Source organism: Pseudomonas sp. KH_027, from assembly GCF_057838565.1.
The window spans coordinates 4,678,439-4,700,329 of the sequence record NZ_CM174470.1; the positions used below are offsets into that span (position 1 = coordinate 4,678,439).

The following is a 21,891-nucleotide window of genomic DNA, read 5'->3' on the forward strand; positions in this document are numbered from 1 at the left end:
AAGTCATTTATTAACAAAGACTTAGCTAGATAATACTGGACATTTACCGCGCCCAATGGACGCAGCCTTGACCTGATGAACGGTTATTCACGTCAGGGATGTCATTTCCCCGCGCACAGCCCCGGTATTAGGCTGTAGCCCTGCAATTACGCCGCTTGCCGCCCCTCGACAGAAACCGATAGTCACCCAATGACTTGTAGTTATCTGTAGGTCAACCTTCAGAACTTCTTGAAGGCCTCGCGGTTCGCCTGCAAAATGCCGCGCCCCGCCGGTTGCATGGCAGTCCGTGCGGGTTTGTGATGATCCGCCACCCCCAGTGCGCCATCCGTAGTGCTCTGGTTTTTTTAAAAACGATCACGCAGGAGATTTTAAGTGCACATTGGTGTTCCTCTCGAGACCTTTACTGGCGAGACGCGGGTTGCCGCAACGCCCGAAACGCTGAAAAAACTGATCGGCCAAGGCCATCAGGTCACCGTCCAAAGCGGCGCCGGCATCAATGCCAGCGTTCCGGACAGTGCCTATGAAGCCGTTGGCGCGACCATCGGCGATGCCGCCGCAGCCCTGGGTGCCGATCTGGTACTCAAGGTGGTCGCCCCGAACGCCGCCGAGCTGGCCCAGCTCAAGCCCGGCGCCGTGCTGGTCGGTATGCTCAACCCCTTCAACAGCGAAAACATCGCGCAGATGGCTGAACGCGGCGTCACCGCTTTCGCCCTCGAAGCCGCGCCGCGGACGTCCCGTGCGCAGAGCCTCGACGTGCTGTCCTCGCAAGCCAACATCGCCGGCTACAAGGCCGTGTTGCTCGCGGCCCATCACTATCCGCGCTTCATGCCGATGCTGATGACCGCCGCCGGCACCGTGAAGGCCGCCCGCGTGCTGATTCTCGGCGCCGGTGTAGCCGGTCTGCAGGCCATCGCCACGGCCAAGCGCCTGGGCGCGGTGATCGAAGCCTCGGACGTACGTCCGGCGGTGAAGGAGCAGATCGAGTCGCTCGGCGCCAAGTTCGTCGATGTGCCTTATGAAACCGACGAAGAACGCGAGTGCGCGGAAGGCGTGGGCGGTTATGCCCGGCCGATGCCGGCCTCGTGGATGCAGCGTCAGGCGGTTGCCGTGCACGAGCGCGCCAAGCAGGCTGACATCGTCATCACTACCGCACTGATTCCGGGCCGCAAGGCGCCAGTACTGCTCAGCGCCGAAACCGTGGCGCAGATGAAACCAGGCTCGGTAGTCATCGACCTGGCGGCAGCGCAAGGCGGCAACTGCCCGCTGACCGAGGCCGACCAAGTGGTGATCAAGCATGGCGTGACCATCGTCGGGCACACCAACCTGGCCTCCATGGTCGCCGCAGACGCTTCGGCCCTGTACGCACGCAACCTGCTGGACTTCCTCAAGCTGGTGATCGACGGCGAAGGCAAGTTCCACGTCAACCTCGAAGACGACATCGTCGCCGCGTGCCTGATGTGCCGCGATGGCCAAGTCATCCGTAAGAACGCATAAGAAGGGATAGGACGATGGAAGAGTTGATCTCCCCCGGTATCTACAACCTGATCATCTTCGTGTTGGCCATTTATGTCGGCTACCACGTGGTCTGGAACGTTACCCCCGCACTGCACACCCCGCTGATGGCGGTGACCAACGCGATTTCCGCGATCGTCATCGTCGGCGCCATGCTGGCTGCGGCACTGACCGTAACCCCTCTGGGCAAGACCATGGGCACCCTGGCCGTGGCGCTGGCCGCGGTTAACGTATTCGGCGGCTTCCTGGTGACCCGCCGGATGCTGGAAATGTTCAAGAAAAAAGCGCCCAAGGCGAAAGCGGAGGGTGACAAGTAATGAGCATGAATCTGGTAACTACCCTGTATCTGATCGCCTCGATCTGCTTTATCCAGGCGCTCAAGGGCCTGTCGCACCCGACTACCTCGCGGCGCGGCAATCTGTTCGGCATGCTCGGGATGGCGCTCGCCGTCATCACCACTGTCGGCCTGGTGTTCAAGCTCGGCGCGGACATTGCCACCCAAGGCATCGGCTATGTGATCGTCGGCCTGCTGGTCGGCGGCACCGCCGGTTCGATCATGGCCAAACGCGTCGAAATGACCAAGATGCCTGAGCTGGTCGCCTTCATGCACAGCATGATCGGCCTCGCTGCGGTGTTCATTGCCATCGCTGCCGTGGTTGAACCGCAGTCGCTGGGTATCGTCAAGCAACTGGGTGACGCCATCCCAGCCGGTAACCGCCTGGAACTGTTCCTCGGTGCGGCCATCGGCGCCATCACCTTCTCCGGTTCGGTGATCGCCTTCGGCAAGCTGTCGGGCAAGTACAAGTTCCGCCTGTTCCAGGGCGCACCGGTACAGTTCGCCGGTCAGCACAAGCTGAACCTGGTGCTCGGCCTGACCACGCTGGGCCTGGGCCTGGTGTTCATGTTCACCGGCAACCTCACGGCGTTCGCGGTGATGCTGGCGCTGGCCTTCGTGATGGGCGTGCTGATCATCATCCCGATCGGCGGCGCGGACATGCCGGTGGTGGTGTCGATGCTCAACAGCTACTCGGGTTGGGCAGCGGCCGGTATCGGCTTCTCGCTGAACAACTCGATGCTGATCATCGCCGGCTCCCTGGTCGGCTCCTCGGGTGCGATCCTCTCGTACATCATGTGCAAGGCGATGAACCGCTCGTTCTTCAACGTGATCCTTGGTGGTTTCGGCGGTGCAACTGACGCAGCCGGCCCAGCTGGCGACAAAGAAGCGCGCCCGGTGAAGTCCGGCTCGTCCGACGACGCCGCGTTCCTGCTGACCAACGCCGACACCGTGATCATCGTACCGGGCTACGGCCTGGCGGTGGCACGCGCCCAACACTCATTGATGGAACTGGCGGAGAAGCTGACGCACCGTGGCGTCACCGTGAAGTTCGCCATTCACCCGGTTGCCGGGCGGATGCCGGGGCACATGAACGTCCTGCTGGCCGAGGCCGAAGTGCCTTACGAGCAGGTGTTCGAGATGGAAGACATCAACTCCGAATTCGGTCAGACCGACGTAGTGCTGGTGCTCGGCGCCAACGACGTGGTCAACCCGGCGGCGAAGACCGATCCCACCTCGCCGATTGCCGGTATGCCGATTCTCGAGGCTTACAAAGCCAAGACCATCATCGTCAACAAGCGCTCGATGGCCAGCGGCTATGCCGGTCTGGATAACGAACTGTTCTACCTGGACAAGACCATGATGGTCTTCGGCGACGCCAAGAAAGTCATCGAAGATATGGTCAAAGCAGTCGATTAAGACCGCTAACCCGCATGACATAACCCCGGCCCAGTGCCGGGGTTTTTTCTTTTCCGCCCGGCGCAACCCTGGGGCACATCGCGCAGACCGATGTGCCGCAGCCAACTGTTCGCCGCAACGGCCCCGGCCGACCGATACAGAATGCGCATCAGGTTGCCGCTCTGGCTAGAACTGCACGCACGTCGGCATGCACGGCATCCGGACCGCGCACCCCCTCATCTGTTCGCAGAGGCTCTAGCATGGTGCATTGAGCGACGGTCGAAGCAGCGTCAGGCCGATGATCTGACCCGTACAGACGAGGCTTTGCGGCAAAAACTCTGCTGCTGTCAGGACTCTTCAGGTAAAACACCTTTCAACTTTGCAAAACTGTACTGGTCAGACGTTCCTATTGGTTACGAATCTGGGCAATTAGTCAGCTTTTTATCGATAGAAATGCATCTTTTTGGTGCACAGCAGTACAGTTGCTTCGATAAGTAACAAAACAGTCCCCAAAAAAGGGCATGCCGACCAGCACAATTTAAAACAACTGTGACTACAGGGTCAGGTGTTACAGGAGGATCATGGGCACCAGTTAAATAACCAATCCCGCCACAAGCGGAAGGATGTACACCATGGAACGCACCCTAAGTTCCGACATGTTCTTCAGCAACACTTCGTCCAAAGCTCAAGCCGCTCTGCCGTTCCGCGCGCTCTCCAACCTGCTGCTGTGGCAGCGTCGAATTTCCAGCCGCCACCAGTTGGCCCGCCTGGATTCACGCCTGCTGGCCGATGCCGGTATCAGCGAAGCACAACGCTACGCCGAGTTGAGCAAGCCGTTCTGGCGTTAAGCTGCACCTGGCTGGGCTAGCGACACAGCATCAGCCACCCGAACAGTACACAACAAAGCCCGCCACAGGTCACTGCTGGCGGGCTTTGTCGTTATGGCCCGGGCGCATTGGGCGAGCAGCACAGCTCAAGCCGCAAGCTACCAGTACAATTCCATAAACACAAAAATTGCTCCAGCACAATTCTCCTGCACTGTGACTGCCGGATTGGCTCGGTAAACGGGACCATGGTTCCCCATACCCCAACCCCGCCGCCGATGCGGGAAGGACAGTGCCATGGAACGCACAGCACGCCTCGCCACACCCACGCTCACAGCGAGCCCACGCAGCGCCTGGCCGCTGCGGCTGCTTGCCTGCTTGAGTCGTTGGGCCCAACACACCCGTACCCGCCGGCAGCTCGCCCAACTGGATGATCGGCAATTGGCCGATGCCGGCATTACCCAATCCGAACGGATGGCCGAACTGAGCAAGCCGTTCTGGCGCTGAACCCATCTGGCGCGGGCGGCTCAGGCTGAGCTAGGCTAATAGCAATGCCCAAGAGGCCCAACGGCCTCGTTTTTGCTATTCAGAGGAGTTCCGCCATGTACCGTTTGCGCCTGCTTAGCGCCGCTGCCCTCCTGGCTGTTGCCACCAGCGCCTCGGCCACCAGTTTTGTCGTCACCACCGACGCCGTGGTCGGGGCCATCGGGGCCACCTCGGATGCGACCTCCGACATCTCATCTTCATTGAACGACGACAAGATCGTCCGCGCCGCCCGCGATGACGCCGCCAGCTTCGTCGCCAGCCAAGGCCAGATTCGCGGCGCGCAATTGGAGGCAGCTCTGCGCCATATCCGCCAACACGCCCCGCAACTGCGAGCCAGCAGCGACATGCAACTGGCCCAGACGATTCTCACGCTCTAAGCCTGGCGGCCTCAGGCTCGACCGCGCCCATCTCAGCGCCCTGTATCCGGCTCAGCCATCGCCGGTAGCCGGGCGCAGGCCTTCGTTGCCCGTTCGACAGCGCAGCGCCTCTCCGACTGAACCGCCAACCTTGCATGAGTCTCGGCGCCCCAAGCCGGCCACGGCACCAGCCCCGGCCACGCCGAATTAACCCGCGCAGGGTGGAACTGGCGCCGGCCATACTCGTCCAATCATCACCAGCACAGTTACAAACCGGAGATCACCCCATGCGTAGCCCGCTCACCGTCGCAGCCTTCGCCCTGCTTATCGCCGCCGGCAGCGCTCAGGCGCAGACCTTGGTCGCATCCAGCAACGTCATCATCAATGCCGTTGCTCGCACCTTCGACTTCACCTCGGACACCACCACCTCGATTCGCGACTCCAAACTAGTCCTCGAAGCCCGCGACGATGCCGCCAGCTTTGTCGCCAGCCAGGGCGCCATCCGTGGCGTGCAACTGGAAGCAGCGTTCAGCACCCTGCGCAGCCGTGTACCCGAAGCCCGCGACGCCAGCGATCAAGTTCTGGCCGAAGCCATTCTCGCGCTGTGAGGCCAGTCAGCGCCGGGCTGCTGGTTGCCGCACTACTGCTCACAGGTACCAGCACCCAAGCTGAACTGCGCCTGGTGCTGGACCGCGCCGGGCTTGACGCCAAACAACAGCACGCCAGCCAAGCCCTGCTCGATGAAGCCCTCGGCGCCTTGCCGCCAGTTGTTAGCGCGCAACTGGATCGGCGCGTCGACGTCCGTTGGAGCCACGACTTACCGGCCAACGCCTTTGGCCGCGCCACCCGCCCCGATGCATTGGTGCTGAATGCCAGGCTGCTGCCGGCCCTGGCCGATGGCTCCGCCGCCAGCGCAGCCACCCGTCGCCCCCACGGCACCCTGCGGCGTGAGCTGCTGGCCACCGTCCTGCATGAGCTGACTCACCTCTACGACCGTGCGCGGCTGTGGCCGGCAGCGGAAAAAACCCTGCTGCGCCGCTGCCAGCAACAAGCGGCGAGCCAGGGCAAAGTCGGCCTGGCGGATGACTGTCGCGGGCAGACCGCACGCCGCTTCACCGTCAGCGATGACCCGCGCCTGCTCGACCTGGCTGGCTGGGCGCAATACGTAGGCCGCCGTGGCGAACGCGAACAGAGCAATCGCCAGGTCGCACGCAGCCCGGACAGCTACGAGTTGAGCAACCCGCGCGAGTTCGTCGCGGTGAACATGGAGTACTTCCTTCTCGACCCCGCCTACGCCTGTCGGCGGCCGGCGCTGTACCGCTATTTCCGCGCGCATTTCGGTTGGGCGCCGGGCACGACACAGCCCTGCGCACCCGGCTTGGCCTACCTGAACGCCGGACGTGATTTCGCCCGCCAACCGCTCGGCAAGCTCGACCCGGAGCGGGTCTATGCCGTCGACTACCTGCTCGCCGAGGCCAATCAGCAGTGGGCCAGTCGCTGGGGTCACAGCATGTTGCGCCTGGTCATCTGCGCGCCCGGCCGCCCGCGTGGGCCGGACTGTCGGCTGGACCTGGATCAGCACCTGGTGCTGTCCTACCGCGCGTTCGTCGGCGACGTGCAACTGTCCAGTTGGGATGGGCTGACCGGCGCCTATCCATCGCGGCTGTTCGTCCTGCCACTCGGCCAGGTCATCGACGAGTACACCAAAGTCGAGCTGCGCGGCCTTGCCTCGGTGCCGCTGAAACTCACGCGAGCGGAGCTGGAGGCGCTGGTCGAGCATGCCGCCGAGCAGCACTGGAGCTACGACGGCAACTACTATTTCGTCTCCAATAACTGCGCCGTGGAAACCCTCAAACTGCTGCGCAGTGGCAGCGCGCGCGCGGAGTTGAACAGCCTCGACAGCATCATGCCCAACGGCTTGCTGGACGTGCTCGAAGGTCGCGGCCTGGCCGACCGCAGCGTACTTGACGACCCCAAGGAAGCGCTGCGCCTGGGCTACCGTTTCGACTCCTTCCGCGACCGCTATCAGGCCATGTTCCTGGTGCTCAAAGAGCTCCTGCCCATCCCCCAGGACACCGTCGACGACTGGCTGACCCTGGACACCAGCGAGCGCCGGCCGTGGTTCGCCCAAGCCGACCTGCGCACCAGCGCCGCCCTGCTCCTGCTCGAGCAGGCGGCCCAGCGGCGCCAGTTGCTGCTGGCCCAGGATGAACTCAAGCGCCGCTACCTGAGCGGCCGCGAGTTGAAGGATGGCAGCGTCGACAAGGCCGGCGGCACCCTGGAGAAAATTCTCGCCAACAGCGGCTTCCTCAGTCGCCCGGCCGAGTTGCTGGAGGGCGGTTACGGGTTGCCGCAAGCCGCCGAATGGCAGCACCTGGAGCAGGAAAGCAACAGCCGCCAGCAGCAGCTGCGGCAACTCAGCGATGACCTCGACCAGGAAGTGCGCAGCCTGCTGGAGCCCGAGCGCCTGGCCGAGCTGGAGGCCGGCGAAGCCAACCTGAAACAACTCGGCGAGCACCTGCGCGCCCTGCACAAGGCCAGTGGCGGGCTGGAGTTACCATAAGCACTGGAGAAGCGCAAAAACCCTAGGAGCGAGCCATGCCCGCGAGGCTTTTGCTTAGGAGGCTTTCGCGGGCATGGCCCGCGCCTACAAACAGCCGCCGCGCTTTTCAACATGTAACGACCACATAACCCATTATGTCCGCCGGCGTTTAGCCGTTTCTCACCGCTGGGTTAAAAGCGGCTCTACCCAACCTACGCCCTACGGAATCCGTTCCTCATCCTCCGCCGGCAACTGCTCATCCAGATGCAGCCAGGGCAGGCGGCTGTTGGTCCAGATATGCCGGTCCGCTGGTGCCTGTTCCGGGTGATCGAGGGTGGCGATGGTGATGTCCAGGGTCTGCGCGCTCAGCGCAGTGAACAACGTCAGATGGGCGCCGCAATGGCCACAGAAGTGCCGCGTGCAGGTTGCCGACGAGGCGTATTCGGCGGGCGTGCCGGCGATCCATTGGAAGGCCGACAGCGGCACGGTGATCCAGGTGGTGACGATGCCGCCAGTGGTTCGCCGGCAGATCGAGCAATGGCAGTGGGCGATATCGGCCAATGGTGCGCGGAACTGGTAACGCAAGGCGCCGCAATGGCAGCCGCCGCTGTGCAGGTCGCTCATGATTCACCTCCGTCATGCCGCGCATCAGCCTACTCCAGACGTGCATCACGGTGCACCTCGCCCTTGCGTCGCCGCAGGTGGCTGACCAAGATGGGCGCCTGTCAGCGGGGGTGTGCGTGATCGATCTGTTGCTGGCCTTGTGGCCATTGTTTGCCTTGATAGTCGGCGGTTACGCCCTGCGCCGCTGGGATTTTCCCGGTGAGGCGTTCTGGCCGGCGGCCGAACGCCTCAATTACTTCATTCTGTTTCCCGCCTTGCTGTTCAGCAGCCTGGCCAGCGCACCGCTGGATAACCCGGCACTGCCGCGCCTGGCCTTGGCCGTGATGCTCGGCCTGGGCCTGGCCTGGCTGGCGCTGTTGCTCGGCAAGCGTCTGTGGGGCTGGTCAGCCGCGCGCTTCGGCGCCATCAGCCAAGGCATCCTGCGCTTCAACACCTACCTCGGCCTAGCGGCAGTCGCCAGCCTGTTCGGCCAGGAGGGGCTGACCCTCGCCGCCTTGATGCTGGCGTTGATGGTGCCAACGGTGAATGTGCTGTCGGTCTGGGCCTTGACCGCCGAACGCGGGCTCAGCCTGCGGGCGTTACTTCTGCCAGTGCTGAAGAACCCGCTGATCGTCGCTTGCGTCGCCGGGGCACTGCTCAACCTCAGTGGCCTCGGCCTGCCCGGGGGCACGGATCGCCTGCTCGGCCTGCTCGCCGCCGCCAGCTTGCCGCTCGGCTTGCTTTGCGTCGGCGCCGCGCTGCGCCCGCAGGAACTCAGCGGCGCAGTACCGACGCTGGCCTGGAACTGTGCGCTGCGGCTGCTGGCGATGCCGCTGCTGGCCTTCGCGGTCGCCCGCGTGGTCGGCCTGCCGGCCATGGAAAGCGCCGTGCTGGTGCTGTTCTTCGCCCTGCCCACGGCGCCCACCGCCTATGTGCTGACGCGCCAGCTCGGCGGCGACAGCCACCTGATGGCCGGCCTCATCACCCTGCAGACGCTGCTGGCGGCCGGTAGCCTGTTGCTGGTGCTGCACGTGCTGGGCAGCGCGGGTTAACCCCGACGCCCTGCGGGACTCAACTGGCGGGCCGATCCGGGCGTTCGGCCGCCTGCCCGAGCAGCCAGTCGATCAACTCGCGCAACTGCGGTGAAGGATCAGGGCGCTCTGGATAAACCAGGTAATAAGCGGCGCCCGTACGAACCTTGAGGTCGAAGGGCGTGACCAGCCGCCCGGCGCTGAGATCCTCGCCGATCAACGCCCAGTCGCCAATCGCGACGCCAGTCCCCTGCGAGGCGACCGTCATGGCCAGGTCCAGCGTGTCGAAATGCTGGCCCTTGGCGATATTGCTGACCTTGGTGCCGGCAACATTCAGCCAGGTTTCCCAGTCACGTTGATCGCGGGTCGGGTGCAACAGCATGTGCTGCTCCAGATCGGCCAAGGTCTTGAGCGGAACCGGGCCGGCAATCAATTGCTGGGCACAGACCGGTGTCAGTTGCTCGTCAAACAGGTGATGGACAACCACCGAGTTGACCGGACGCGCACCATAAACCACGGCGGCGTCGAACTCCTCACGGCGAAAATCGACCGCATGTTGCACGGTAGTGGTCAGTTCGACCGGCACGTCCGGGCGCACCGCCTGCCATTGCAACAGACGCGGCAGCAGCCAACGCATGACACAGGTCGGGGCCTTGAGTTGCAGCGCTTCGCGTTTCGCACCCACCTGCTCGACCGCCTCGTCGATCAGGGCGAACACCTGCTGGATACGTGGAAACAGCTCCCGTCCTTGGCTGGTCAGACTCAGCCCACGCGCCTGACGCTGGAACAGCGGATACCCCAGATGGCTCTCGAGACCCGCAATCTGCCGGCTCACCGCACCCTGGGTGATGTGCAACAGATCGGCGGCCCGCGTGAAGTTGCAGCACTGGGCCGTGACCAGGAAGGTATGCAGAGCAGGCAGAGGGGGTAGCCGTTTCATGGGCGCTCAGGCATGAGGTGAGGACATGCCTAGTATGACAAATTTTGCGTTGTCACAGCGGCTCGCCGACGGTTCCAATTGACCCTTCTGCGCACCTCTCCCGCGCCTGCCCGTGGCCTAACGGTCTCGGATAGCAGCCTGCGGAAACTCGGGGTGGAGCACAACCTCACGACACGTACAGGACATACCAAGATGGCGACATGCGGCGAAGTATTGGTGCAACTACTTGAGCGCTATGGTGTTGAGCAGGTTTTCGGCATACCGGGCGTACACACAGTCGAGCTGTATCGCGGGCTTGCCCGATCGAGCATCAAGCATGTCACCCCGCGTCACGAGCAGGGTGCCGGCTTCATGGCTGACGGTTACGCGCGCACCAGCGGCAAACCGGGGGTGTGCTTCATCATCACCGGCCCCGGCATGACCAATATCGCCACCGCCATGGCCCAGGCCTATGCCGACTCGATCCCGATGCTGGTGATCTCCAGCGTGCAATCGCGCAGCCAGTTGGGTGGCGGGCGCGGCAAGCTGCATGAGCTGCCATCGCAAGGCAACCTGGTGGCCAATTTCTCCGCCTTCTCCCACACGCTGATGTCGGCGGCCGAGTTGCCCGCGGTATTGGCCCGTGCTTTTGCGCTGTTCCGGGCCGGTCGCCCGCGACCTGTGCATATCGAAATCCCTCTCGACGTATTGGTAGAAGAGGCCGACGACTTGCTCAGCAGCGAGCCGGTCAGCGTCTTCAAGGCGGGTGCCGCTCCAGGCGCAATCGCTGAGATGAGCCGTTGGCTGGCAGCGGCCAAGCGGCCGTTGATCCTGGCGGGCGGTGGCGCTATCGACGCAGCGCCGGCGCTGACCCAACTGGCCGAGCTGCTGGACGCGCCGGTGGCCCTGACCATCAATGCCAAGGGCATGCTGCCTTCACGCCACCCACTGTTGATCGGTTCGACCCAGTCCACCGTGGCTGCCCGCCAGCTGGTGAGTGAAGCCGACGTGGTGCTGGCGATCGGCACTGAACTGGCCGAGACCGACTATGACGTGACCTTCGCCGGCGGCTTCGAAATTCCCGGTGCGCTGCTGCGTATCGACATCGACCCGGACCAGACCGTGCGCAACTATCCGCCACAGGTCGCGCTGGTGTCCGATTCGGAAACTGCCGCCCAGGCGTTGCTGGCCAGCCTTATCGAGCAAAAACTGGTAGTACGTCGCCCTGATTGGGGCCATGTGCGTGCCGCGGCGTTGCGCGCTGAGCTGGAAAGCACCTGGGATGAACCGACCCGGGCCCAGACATGTTTCCTGCACACCGTGCTGGAGGTACTGCCAGAAGCGGTTCTGGTCGGCGATTCAACCCAGCCGGTCTACACCGGTAACCTGACCCTGAACCTGGAGCAGCCACGCCGCTGGTTCAACTCCTCGACGGGTTACGGGACCCTGGGTTACGCCTTGCCGGCAGCGATTGGCGCCTTGCTGGGCGACAACCGCGAACCATCGGCGCGGCGGCCGGTGGTGTGCCTGATCGGCGACGGAGGCCTGCAATTCACCCTCTCGGAACTGGCCAGTGCGGTGGAGGCGCATACCCCGATCATCGTCCTGCTGTGGAATAACCAGGGCTATGAAGAGATCAAGAAGTACATGCTGAACCGCGCCATCGAGCCGGTGGGTGTGGACATCTATACCCCCGACTTCATCGGCGTGGCCAAGGCGCTCGGCTGTGCGGCCGAGCGGGTCGAGGGCGTCGAACCCCTGCGTGAGGCACTGCGCAAAGCCCGTGACAGCCAGCGCCCGACCCTGATCGAGATCGATCAGCAGACCTGGATGAGCGGGATGGCGCAACGCTGAGCACTCAACCGACGCTGAACCCAGTAGAGCTGTTGGTTGGTGCTGAGCCGTAGGCGATGCCCAAAACCCGGCCTGCAAGGCCCGGCGTGTATGTGCCAGCCTGGACGCGGGAGTCGCGGGCGACTCCATGTTGGGCATCGCTGCGTGCAGCGCCAACCTACGCATCAACCCCCGTCAACACCCTATCGCGGTTCATGCATGCCTCCTTTCGAGGCATGCGTTTCACACATGGCTTCAATGACTAATTTTCGATTGTTGCGCATTAGGCCGCGTCGCAGGATGACCGCGTCGACCAAGCCGCGCCCTCCCGATTTTGGCTGCTACGGCTGGTTGATGGATCGATTGCCGGGAGCGCATTCAGCCTGAGGTAAAGGCGCGACCACCCAACGACTTACAAGAACAAAAGGAGTCAGAGATGGGCGAATATGATCTGAACAGAAGAAAATTCATCAAATCGGTGGGCGTCGCCTCGGTGGCCGCCGCCGCCCTGTCCATGCCCTTTATCCGGGCCAGCGGCAGCGACATGAAGTTTCATGGCAAGACCCTGCGTCTGCTCACCTGGTCCGACGACACGGGCCTGGCCGCACTGCGCAATATCGCCGCCACCTTCGAAGCCAAAACCGGCGCCAAGGTCATCGCCGACCGCACCGGCAGCACCTCGGAAATGGTCGCCAAACTCAAGGCCGGCGGTGACCGTCCGCAGTACGACATCATCACCCTCGCCGGTGTGGGCGCAGAAGGCCTGGCCAGCGCCGGCCTGCTGGAAAAGCCCGACCTCAACCGCATCCCCAACCTCAAGGATGTGCCGGCGCAATACCAGACCGGCGCCAACGGCCATGGCATCGGCTACCTGCTGTGGTGCAACAGCCTGGTCTACAGCACGCGCACCGTGAAAGAAGCGCCGGACAGCTACGCCGCCCTGTGGGACAAGGACATGGCGCCGAACATTTTCCTGCCGCCACCGAACTGGACCGAGGCCATGGACCTGATCATCATCGCCGCCAAGCTGGCCGGTGGTGACGAGCACAACATCGAGCCGGGTTTCAAAAAGCTCGCAGAGCTCAAGGATCGGGTCATTACCCTGGGTGAGAACCCCAACCAGATCGCCGAGCTGTTCCGCACCGGTTCGCTGGATTTGGGCGGCCTCTATGCGCCGGCGTTCTTCCCCAAGCAGATTCGCGACCCCGCTTACGGCCTGGGCGCCACCTTCGGCATGAAGGAAGGTTTCTACACCGACCTGATGCTCTCGGTGATGCCAAAGAACCGTCCCGGCGATACCGATCTGGCCTATGCCTTCATCGACCATTCGCTCGACCCGCTGGTGCAGGGCAAGATGGCCGAGGATATCTACAACGGGCCGGTCAACGCCAAGGCGATCATCTCGGCAGAAGCGCGCAAGAGCCCGTACATCCTCACACCGGAACAGATCGCCGAGAAGGCGATCATGCACGACAACGCCTTCCTCGCCACCGTTCACGACCAGTGGATTCGCCGCTACACGGAAATCTTCTCTTCCTGATGTAAGGCACCGCGCAGACGGCCCCTGACCGCCTGCGCGATGCGCGGCAATCTTCTGCTCTGATGAGATAACCGAAATGGAACAATCAACTCTGACCCGCCCGGTCGGCGCGGCGCCCCTGCGCCCGCCCAAGGCGATTTCCCCGACGGCGCGGGCCTGGCTTTTCCTCACGCCGTCGATGCTGTTTCTCGCCGTACTGATTGCCGCCAGCCTGCTGGTGCTGCGCATGAGTGTCGGCACCAAGGGCGCGGAATGGACTGGTTTCAGCCTCGCCAGCTATGCGCAACTGGCCGAACCCTATTACCTGAAATCGTTGCTGCTGACCTTGCGCCTGGCCCTCGTCAGCGCATTGATCGCGGTGCTGCTGGCGATCCCGGTCGGCTACAGCATGTCGCGCTTGCAGTCGCCGTTCCTGCGCCGGGTGTTCCTCGCCGCGGTGCTCCTGCCGTTGCTGGTCAACCTGCTGCTGCAAAGCTACGGCTGGCTGGTGATCCTCGGCCCAGGCGGGATGCTCAACCAGGCACTGATGGGCCTGGGCCTCATCAATCGACCGGTGATGATGCTCTACAACCAGACCGGCGTACTAATGGGCCTGGTGCAGACCGCCTTTCCATTGGCCGTTCTGCCCATCGCCAGCGCCATGCGCGGCGTTTCGCGCAGCTACGAGGAGGCCGCTGCGACATTGGGCGCCAGCCGCTTGCAGGTATTCCGCCAGGTTGTGCTGCCGATGAGCCTGCCGGGCATCATCACCGGCGCCACGCTGGTCTTCGCCTACAACGCCAGTAGCTTTGTGGTGCCCTTGCTGCTCGGCGGCCGCCGGGTCCCGATGCTGGCGGTGATGGTGCATGACCAGATCGCCCCGCTGATGAACTGGCCCGCGGCCTCCGCTGCCGGGGTCGTACTGATCGTGACCACGCTGGCGATCATGACCCTCTCCGAATACGTTACCGGCCGGCGCCGACGCATGCTGGAGGCTTCACAATGAGTCGTCTATTTCGTAGCAACCCAACCTTGCCGGGTGACAGCGGGCGTTTCGCCATGGGCCTGTCCGGGTTCATCCTGTTGCTGGCCGTACTGCCGATCCTGACCATGATCGTGATGTCGTTCAGCGGCGCCTCGAACCTCGACTTCCCACCGGCCAGTTATAGCCTGCAGTGGTACAAGGCCGCCTGGAACACCTTCGTCTCGCCAGACTCCAGCGATGTACTGAGCCTCGGCCAAGCGATGACCACCAGCCTGCTGGTGGCCTGTCTGACGATGATCCTCGCCACGCTGATCGCGGTGCCGGCGGCCTATGCACTGGTGCGCTGCGAATTCCGCGGCAAGGCAGTGGCGCTGCAATTGATGTCGTTGCCGCTGGTGTTCCCGATGGTGGTGCTGGGCCTGGCACTGTTGCTGGTGTTCGACAGCCTGCCGTTTCAGATGAACACCCCGCGCCTGGTCATCGCCCACGTCATCCTCGCGCTGCCTTTCGTGGTGAAGAACTGCACCGCGGCGATGCTGTCCATCGGCAGCGAAGTCGAGGAGGCCGCGCAGATGTTGGGGGCTTCACCCTCGCGCGCCATCGTCGACGTGGTCGTACCGCTGATGCGTTCGGGCATTCTGGCGGGGATGCTGCTGGCCTTCATCGTCTCGTTCAACGAGTTCACCGTTACCTATTTCCTTTACAACATCGATGTGATGACCGTGCCGATCTGGATGTACAGCCGCACCGTGTCTTCCCTCGACCCGACCGTTTTCTCCTTCGCCGTGCTGATCGTGCTGATCGACTTCGCCCTGATCTGGGCGCTGGAGAAGCTGGTGGGTGAAGGTGGCGTGTCGTTCTAACTGGCTATACCGACCAACCCCTGTAAGCGCGGGCCATGCCTGCGATGCTTTTGCTTGAAGGGCATTCGCAGGCATGGCCCGCGCCTACGCCCAGTTGGGCACATAGCCTTCTAATTTTGAGGTGAAACATGACTGGACTGATTCTGGAAAACGTCGAGAAGCACTACGGCTCGGCCTGCGCCGTGAAGGGCGTCAACCTGCACCTGCCAGAGGGCAAACTGGTGTGTTTCCTCGGCCCCTCGGGTTGCGGCAAGACCACCCTGCTGCGCATGATCGCCGGCCTGGAAACCCTCAGCGGCGGGGAAATCCGCCTGGACGGCCAGGACATCGGCCACACCCCGGCGCACCAGCGCAACTTCGGCATGGTGTTCCAATCGCTGGCACTGTTCCCGCACATGACCGTCGGTGAAAACATCGCCTATCCGCTGCGCCTGCGCGGGGTGAGCAAGGCCGACCAGCAGGCGCGGGTGACCGAGCTGCTGCAACTGATCCAGTTGCAGGAGATGGTCGACCGCCCGGTAGCCAAGCTCTCCGGCGGGCAACGCCAGCGGGTGGCGATTGCCCGCGCGATCGCCTCGCACCCCAAGCTGCTGCTGTTGGACGAACCCCTGTCGGCACTCGATGCCAAGCTGCGCGAATCCATGCAGGTCGAGATCCGCCAACTGCAGCAACGGCTGAATATCACCACCATCATGGTCACCCACGACCAGCGTGAAGCCATGACCATGGCCGATATCGTGGTCGTGCTCGGCGAGCATCGGGTGCAGCAGGTCGGCACACCGATCGATATCTACCGCAACCCGGCCAACGAGTTCGTGGCCGACTTCATCGGCAGCGGCAATATCTTCCCAGCCACCGCGCTGGGCGATGGTCGGGTCGGCCTGCCGGGCGGTGCGGCGCTCCAGGTGCCGATCTGCAAGAGCATCCAGGCCGGCGCCCGCATCAAGATGCTGGTACGCCCGGAAGACCTGGAGCTGTCGCGACCGCAGGCCAGCGCAGACAACCGCCTGCAGGGCACGGTGACCTTCGTGCGCGACATCGGCGCGACCATCGAAACCACCATCGATTGCTCCGGCGTATCGCTGACCGCGCTGAGCACACCCTGCCAGGGTATCGGCCTGGCCATCGGCAACCCGGTGTCGGTGACCTTCCCGGCGCATGCTTGCCGGGTACTGACTGCCTGAGCAACAGCGGGTTTGCAGAGGGCCGGCGGCTGTCTGCAAATCCGCGTTCTTGGCACCCACGGCAATGGAGAACCCATGCACCTTTCACTCGAAAACCACACCGCGCTGGTCTGCGGCGGCAGCTCCGGGCTGGGCTTCGGCGTGGCGCTGGCCTTGGCAAAGGAGGGGGTACGGGTCTGTCTGCTGGCGCGCAACCCGACCAAGCTCGCACTCGCCGTCGAGCGCATCAGACAAGCCGGCGGCGATGCCCACGCCATAGTCGCTGACCTGAACGACATCGCCGCCCTCGATGCGGCGATCCAACAGGTGCGGGCGGCCATCGGTGATCCCGACATTCTCGTCACCAACAATGCCGGCCCACCCCCCGCCGATGCGACGGACTACAACCCGCAGCTCTGGCACGAACAACTCGACGCCACACTGCTCGGCGCCATGAGCCTGACCCACGCATTTCTACCAGCCATGCGCCAGCGCCGCTTCGGTCGCATTCTGATGATTTCCTCGACCAGCGTGACCGAACCCATACCTGGTTTGGTGCTCTCCAGTGCCTTGCGTGCGGCCCTGGCGAACTGGGGCAAGACCCTCGCGGCCGAGGTAGCGGCCGAGGGCGTCACCGTCAACACCTTGATGCCGGGCATGTTCTGGACGGAACGCAGCGAGCACCTGATCAACCGCGCCGCCGAGCAATCGACAACGCCGGTAGCCGCACTGTTGGCCCAGGAGCAGGCGGCGATCCCCCTCGGACGCTATGGCACTACCGAGGAGTTCGGCGCAGTCGCGGCCTTCCTCGCCAGCCCGCTGGCAAGTTATGTAACCGGAGCGCTGATCCCCGTCGATGGCGGATTGTTGAAGAGCTGACTGGATTCCCGCATTCACGGGGATCCAGACGTAGGGTGGATAACGCTCTTCTTATCCACCAACGAGGCAACCCGGACTCCCCTGGTGGAAAACCGCTTCGCGGGTTTTCCCGCCCTACCCAACTGCGCGGGAATGACGGCGCGCAAACAACCCCAACCAGCCCGTCCGTCGGAAGCCCTGCATCCAGGCACACCCCTGCGCCAACGAAAGCCTGCTGAAAGCTTCGCCGCTTAGCATCCAGCATCCCGCCACCAGACGCGGGCACCCACAAAAAAATAATCGGTGGTTTGTCATGTTGAGCTTCTGCCCTGTCCTGCTGCGCTGCGCTCGTCCCCCGTCCTGCGTAAAAGCCAGCCCCCCTCCAGGCCGTCCGCCCCGACCGCTGTCGTTCTGCAGCGCCCGCTGACCCGCACACCCATCACTCGCCTGGAGTAACCCCATGCTGACCCTCCTCGGCTTCGCCATGGTCGTCACCTTTATGTACCTGATCATGAGCAAGCGCCTCTCGGCGCTGATCGCCCTGATCGTCATCCCTATCGCGTTCGCCCTGCTCGGTGGCTTTGCCGCCGGGATCGGCCCGATGATGCTGGAAGGCATCAGCAAGCTCGCGCCAACCGGCGTGATGCTGATGTTCGCCATCCTCTATTTCGCCCTGATGATCGACTCCGGGCTATTCGACCCGGCGGTGCGCAAGATCCTCAAACTGGTCAAGGGCGACCCGCTGAAAGTCTCGGTCGGCACCGCGGTGCTGGCGCTGGTGGTGTCCCTGGACGGTGACGGCGCGACCACCTACATGATCTGCGTGGCCGCCATGCTGCCGCTCTACAGCCGCCTGGGCATGAGCCCGCGGATCATGGCCGGGCTGATCATCCTCGCCGGCGGGGTGATGAACATGACGCCCTGGGGCGGGCCGACGGCGCGCGCCGCCAGCGCCCTGCATGTCGACCCGTCGGACATCTTCGTACCGATGATTCCGGCCATGCTCGCCGGCGTGGTGGCGATCCTGGTGATTGCCTACCTGTATGGCAAGCGCGAACGCGCGCGCCTCGGCGAACTGCACCTGCCGGGCGAGCACATCGAGCACGGCGAGATCAGCGTCTCGCAATACCCGGACGCCCGCCGCCCAGGGCTGATCTGGTTCAACGGTGCCCTCACCGCGGCCCTGATGGCAGCGCTGATTGGCGGCCTGCTGCCGCTGCCGGTGCTGTTCATGCTCGCCTTCGCCATCGCCATGATCGTCAACTACCCCTGCCTGCAGCAGCAGAAGGAGCGCGTCGCCGCCCATGCCGGCAACGTGCTGGCGGTGGTCGGGCTGATCTTCGCCGCGGGTATTTTCACCGGCATTCTCTCGGGAACCGGTATGGTCGAGGCCATGTCGAAAAGCCTGCTGGCGGTGATCCCCGACGCCATGGGCCCGTACCTGGCGGTGATCACCGCCGTGGTCAGCATGCCGTTCACCTTTTTCATGTCCAACGACGCCTTTTACTATGGCGTGCTACCGGTGCTCGCCGAGGCCGCCAGCCATTACGGGATCAGCGCGGTGGAAATGGCCCGCGCCTCGATCGTCGGCCAGCCGGTACATCTGCTCAGCCCGCTGGTACCCTCGACGTATCTGCTGGTCGGCCTGGCCGGCATCGAGTTTGGCGACCACCAGCGCTTCACCCTGAAATGGGCAGTGCTGGTGTGTCTGTGTATCCTGTTTGCCGCGCTGCTGATGGGGATATTCCCGCTGTTCGGCAGCCACTGACTTAATCGCCTGCGCCAAGAGGAAGGTTTTACATGGAATGGCTGACCAGCCCGGAAATCTGGATCGCGTTTTTCACCCTGACCGCCCTGGAGATCGTCCTCGGCATCGACAACATCATCATGATCTCGATCCTGGTCAGCCGCATGCCCAAGGCCATGCAGCCGAAAACCCGCATCTTCGGCCTGGCGCTGGCGATGATCACGCGGATCCTGCTGTTGCTGTCGATCACCTGGGTCATGCGCCTGACCACCGATCTGTTCACGGTATTCGGGCAGGGAATTTCCGGGCGCGATCTGATCCTGTTCTTCGGCGGCCTGTTTCTGCTGTGGAAGAGCAGCAGCGAGATGTACCACGGCCTGGAAGGCGAAGACGACACCCTCGATGAACCCAAAAGCATGGGCGGCGGCTTTATCGGCACCATCATCCAGATCGCCATCATCGACATCGTCTTCTCGCTGGACTCGGTGATCACCGCGGTCGGCATGGTCTCGCACGTGCCGGTGATGATCGCCGCGATCGTCGTCGCCATATTGGTGATGATGCTGGCCTCCGGCACCATCAGCGCCTTTATCGACAAGCACCCGTCGCTGAAGATGCTCGCGCTGTCGTTCCTGATCATGGTCGGCACCGTGCTGATCGCCGAAGCCTTCGATATGCATATACCCAAAGGCTACGTGTACTTCGCCATGGCCTTCTCGCTGGCGGTCGAAGCCGTCAACATCCGCATGCGCGAAGCGCGGGCGAAGAAGCAGAAGCAAAGCGAGCCGGTGAAACTGCGCAAGGATATTCCGGGCGAGTAACCCTTAAGCCCGCGCTACCAGGCCCCGCGCCCTTTGCGCAGCAGATACAGACCGATCAGCAGGCCCAGCCCGCACAGGGCGGCAACGTAATAGGCCGGGCCCAGCGGGTCGGCCTTGAGCAGCAACGTCACCACCATCGGCGTCAGCCCACCGAAGATGGCGTAGGCCAGGTTGTAGGAAAACGACAACCCGGAAAACCGCACCACGGCCGGGAAGGCGCTGACCATCACATAGGGCACCGCGCCGATCACCCCGACACACAAACCGGTCAGGGCATACAGCGGGAACAACCAGTCCGGGTGCGCGCCAAGGCGGGTATAGAAAGTCCAGGAGCTCGCCAGCAGCAACAGGCTGCCCACCACGAACACCCGCCCGGCGCCAAAACGGTCGGCCAGCGCGCCTGCCGCGACACAGCCAACACTGAGGAAGACGATGGCCAGGCTATTGGCCTGCAACGCGGTGGCGGCATCGAAGCCATACAGGGTCTGCAGCAGAGTCGGGGTCATCAGGATCACCACGATAATCCCGGCTGACAGTACCCAGGTCAGCAGCATCGACAACAGGATCGCAGCACGATGGTCGCGCATCACCGCCTTCAGCGGCACCTCCGCGGCCAGCGCCTTGCGTTGCTGCAACTCGGCGAACACCGGCGTCTCGTGCAGCCAGCGGCGCAGGTAGACGGAGAACAGCCCGAACACGCCGCCGAGCAGGAACGGAATCCGCCAGCCATAGGCCAGCACTTCTTCCGCGCTATAGATGCTGTTGATCAACGTCGCCACCAACGAGCCGAGCAGGATACCGGCGGTCAGCCCCGAGGTCAGGGTGCCGCAGGCGTAACCAACATGCCGGGCGGGCACGTGCTCGGCGACGAAGACCCAGGCGCCAGGCACTTCACCGCCAATCGCCGCACCCTGGATCAGCCGCAGCACGAGCAAAATGATCGGCGCCCAGAGGCCGATCTGCGCATAGGTCGGCAGCAAGCCCATCAGCAGCGTCGGCACCGCCATCATGAAAATGCTCAAGGTGAACATTTTCTTGCGCCCCAGCAGATCGCCGAAATGCGCCATGACGATGCCGCCGAGCGGGCGCGCCAGGTAACCAGCGGCGAAAATCCCGAAGGTCTGCAGCTGCCGCAGCCACTCGGGCATTTCAGCCGGGAAGAACAGCTTGCCGACCACGGCGGCGAAGAACACGAAGATGATGAAGTCGTAGAACTCCAACGCGCCGCCCAGGGCGGACAACGACAGGGTTTTATAGTCGCTGCGGGTCAACGAACGTGACGGCAGCACAGCACGGGTGGACACGGATGACATGGCGTTGGGCTTCTCGTGGGGCAGACGACAGCCGGCGATGCCTCAGACCCGCCGACAGGTGCCGCACGATAACAAATTGCCGCGAACCGACACAGTTCTGTCACCTGACGAGTCAATTCTGGAACCGGGCAGTCGTCGCCCGACGCAACGCCCGATATACTGCGCGTTGTTAACCGCTCGCCAGGCCACCAGCCCGGCTGGAGCGGCCGAAGCTTCTGCGCACAGGTCGCGGCTGATGCAGTCGGATTGCGGAGTTGCCCGACCACCACGCCCACTCAATAAGAATGACAGGTCAGAGGCACCAGGCATGATCGAACTCGAACAAGAAGACCCAACCCCACAGGGCGACCTGGCCCTGCAAATCACCGCGTTACCGCGCGAAACCAATGGCTTTGGCGACATTTATGGCGGCTGGCTGGTCTCGCAGATGGATCTCGCCGGCACGGCCATGGCCAGCAAGGTCGCCGGCGGTCGCGTGTCCACGGTTGCCATCGACCGCATGGCCTTTCTGGTGCCCGTCGCCGTAGGCGCGCAGTTGTCCTTCTACAGCCAGACCCTGGAGATCGGCCGCAGCTCGATCCAGATGCTGGTCGAAGTGTGGAGCGACGACCCGTTGTCCAGCGAATGGCGCAAGGTCACCGAAGCGGTGTTCGTCTTCGTCGCCATCGACGGCAGCGGCCGCACCCGCCCGGTTCCACCGCGCCGCTGAAGCCCGGCACGACAA

At 63.5% G+C, this 21,891-nt stretch carries 21 protein-coding genes; 18 read left to right on the top strand and 3 right to left on the bottom strand.

Features of this window, described 5'->3' with window-relative positions:
* Window positions 1-372: 372 nt before the first annotated feature.
* The 8 genes from AC3IYG_RS21900 to AC3IYG_RS21935 all read left to right on the top strand — a co-directional run bounded on the left by AC3IYG_RS21900 (window position 373) and on the right by AC3IYG_RS21935 (window position 7,533).
* Window positions 373-1,494: a Re/Si-specific NAD(P)(+) transhydrogenase subunit alpha gene (locus AC3IYG_RS21900; RefSeq protein WP_489311571.1), complete on the top strand. Its 1,122-nt coding sequence runs from the start codon at window positions 373-375 to the stop codon at window positions 1,492-1,494.
* 14 nt (window positions 1,495-1,508) lie between these two features.
* Complete coding sequence (locus AC3IYG_RS21905; protein ID WP_108099125.1) at window positions 1,509-1,829, top strand: NAD(P) transhydrogenase subunit alpha part 2; 321 nt, start codon at window positions 1,509-1,511, stop codon at window positions 1,827-1,829.
* Complete coding sequence (locus AC3IYG_RS21910) at window positions 1,829-3,265, top strand: NAD(P)(+) transhydrogenase (Re/Si-specific) subunit beta (protein ID WP_489311572.1); 1,437 nt, start codon at window positions 1,829-1,831, stop codon at window positions 3,263-3,265. The genes AC3IYG_RS21905 and AC3IYG_RS21910 overlap by 1 nt, the downstream gene beginning before the upstream one ends.
* Window positions 3,266-3,876: 611 nt before the next feature.
* Window positions 3,877-4,092 carry a DUF1127 domain-containing protein gene (locus tag AC3IYG_RS21915; RefSeq protein WP_489311573.1) on the top strand — a complete coding sequence of 72 codons (216 nt, stop codon included), beginning with the start codon at window positions 3,877-3,879 and terminating at the stop codon, window positions 4,090-4,092.
* A gap of 273 nt (window positions 4,093-4,365) precedes the next feature.
* Window positions 4,366-4,575, top strand: coding sequence for a DUF1127 domain-containing protein (locus AC3IYG_RS21920; protein ID WP_489311574.1), 210 nt, complete (start codon window positions 4,366-4,368; stop codon window positions 4,573-4,575).
* A 95-nt stretch (window positions 4,576-4,670) separates the two neighbouring features.
* Window positions 4,671-4,991 carry a DUF2388 domain-containing protein gene (locus AC3IYG_RS21925; protein WP_489311575.1) on the top strand — a complete coding sequence of 107 codons (321 nt, stop codon included), beginning with the start codon at window positions 4,671-4,673 and terminating at the stop codon, window positions 4,989-4,991.
* A 266-nt stretch (window positions 4,992-5,257) separates the two neighbouring features.
* Window positions 5,258-5,578: a DUF2388 domain-containing protein gene (locus AC3IYG_RS21930; protein WP_489311576.1), complete on the top strand. Its 321-nt coding sequence runs from the start codon at window positions 5,258-5,260 to the stop codon at window positions 5,576-5,578.
* Window positions 5,575-7,533, top strand: a complete 1,959-nt coding sequence (locus AC3IYG_RS21935) for a DUF7844 domain-containing protein (protein WP_489311577.1) — start codon at window positions 5,575-5,577, stop codon at window positions 7,531-7,533. Before AC3IYG_RS21930 ends, AC3IYG_RS21935 begins: the two co-directional genes overlap by 4 nt.
* Window positions 7,534-7,731: 198 nt before the next feature.
* Here AC3IYG_RS21935 and AC3IYG_RS21940 read toward each other — a convergent pair whose 3' ends face one another.
* Window positions 7,732-8,136, bottom strand: coding sequence for a GFA family protein (locus AC3IYG_RS21940; RefSeq protein WP_489311578.1), 405 nt, complete (start codon window positions 8,134-8,136; stop codon window positions 7,732-7,734).
* Window positions 8,137-8,252: 116 nt separating this feature from the next.
* On the opposite strand from AC3IYG_RS21940, the gene AC3IYG_RS21945 reads away from it, so the two are divergent.
* Window positions 8,253-9,167: an AEC family transporter gene (locus tag AC3IYG_RS21945; RefSeq protein ID WP_489313983.1), complete on the top strand. Its 915-nt coding sequence runs from the start codon at window positions 8,253-8,255 to the stop codon at window positions 9,165-9,167.
* A gap of 19 nt (window positions 9,168-9,186) precedes the next feature.
* On the opposite strand, the gene AC3IYG_RS21950 is transcribed toward AC3IYG_RS21945, so the two are convergent.
* Window positions 9,187-10,086, bottom strand: coding sequence for a LysR substrate-binding domain-containing protein (locus AC3IYG_RS21950; RefSeq protein ID WP_489311579.1), 900 nt, complete (start codon window positions 10,084-10,086; stop codon window positions 9,187-9,189).
* Between the two features lie 192 nt (window positions 10,087-10,278).
* Here AC3IYG_RS21950 and AC3IYG_RS21955 point away from each other — a divergent pair, with 192 nt between their 5' ends.
* From AC3IYG_RS21955 to AC3IYG_RS21990, 8 genes are all read left to right on the top strand, one after another.
* Window positions 10,279-11,919 carry a 5-guanidino-2-oxopentanoate decarboxylase gene (locus tag AC3IYG_RS21955; protein ID WP_489311580.1) on the top strand — a complete coding sequence of 547 codons (1,641 nt, stop codon included), beginning with the start codon at window positions 10,279-10,281 and terminating at the stop codon, window positions 11,917-11,919.
* Between the two features lie 415 nt (window positions 11,920-12,334).
* On the top strand, window positions 12,335-13,438 hold the full coding sequence (locus tag AC3IYG_RS21960) for an ABC transporter substrate-binding protein (RefSeq protein ID WP_489311581.1): 1,104 nt from the start codon (window positions 12,335-12,337) through the stop codon (window positions 13,436-13,438).
* A 76-nt stretch (window positions 13,439-13,514) separates the two neighbouring features.
* Window positions 13,515-14,423, top strand: coding sequence for an ABC transporter permease (locus tag AC3IYG_RS21965; protein ID WP_489311582.1), 909 nt, complete (start codon window positions 13,515-13,517; stop codon window positions 14,421-14,423).
* On the top strand, window positions 14,420-15,265 hold the full coding sequence (locus tag AC3IYG_RS21970; protein WP_489311583.1) for an ABC transporter permease: 846 nt from the start codon (window positions 14,420-14,422) through the stop codon (window positions 15,263-15,265). Before AC3IYG_RS21965 ends, AC3IYG_RS21970 begins: the two co-directional genes overlap by 4 nt.
* A gap of 128 nt (window positions 15,266-15,393) precedes the next feature.
* Entirely contained in the window at window positions 15,394-16,449 is a 1,056-nt protein-coding gene (locus tag AC3IYG_RS21975) for an ABC transporter ATP-binding protein (protein ID WP_489311584.1), read from the top strand.
* 75 nt (window positions 16,450-16,524) lie between these two features.
* Window positions 16,525-17,307 (top strand): SDR family oxidoreductase, encoded by a 783-nt coding sequence (locus AC3IYG_RS21980; RefSeq protein WP_489311585.1) that lies wholly within the window; start codon window positions 16,525-16,527, stop codon window positions 17,305-17,307.
* A 439-nt stretch (window positions 17,308-17,746) separates the two neighbouring features.
* Window positions 17,747-19,054, top strand: a complete 1,308-nt coding sequence (locus AC3IYG_RS21985; RefSeq protein ID WP_489311586.1) for a CitMHS family transporter — start codon at window positions 17,747-17,749, stop codon at window positions 19,052-19,054.
* 32 nt (window positions 19,055-19,086) lie between these two features.
* Complete coding sequence (locus AC3IYG_RS21990) at window positions 19,087-19,854, top strand: TerC family protein (protein WP_489311587.1); 768 nt, start codon at window positions 19,087-19,089, stop codon at window positions 19,852-19,854.
* A gap of 14 nt (window positions 19,855-19,868) precedes the next feature.
* On the opposite strand, the gene AC3IYG_RS21995 is transcribed toward AC3IYG_RS21990, so the two are convergent.
* Window positions 19,869-21,167: an MFS transporter gene (locus AC3IYG_RS21995; protein ID WP_489311588.1), complete on the bottom strand. Its 1,299-nt coding sequence runs from the start codon at window positions 21,165-21,167 to the stop codon at window positions 19,869-19,871.
* Window positions 21,168-21,474: 307 nt separating this feature from the next.
* Between AC3IYG_RS21995 and AC3IYG_RS22000 the strand changes: the two genes are divergently transcribed.
* A complete protein-coding gene (locus AC3IYG_RS22000) occupies window positions 21,475-21,876 on the top strand; it encodes an acyl-CoA thioesterase (protein ID WP_119953150.1) in 402 nt (133 codons plus the stop codon).
* Window positions 21,877-21,891: the final 15 nt, after the last annotated feature.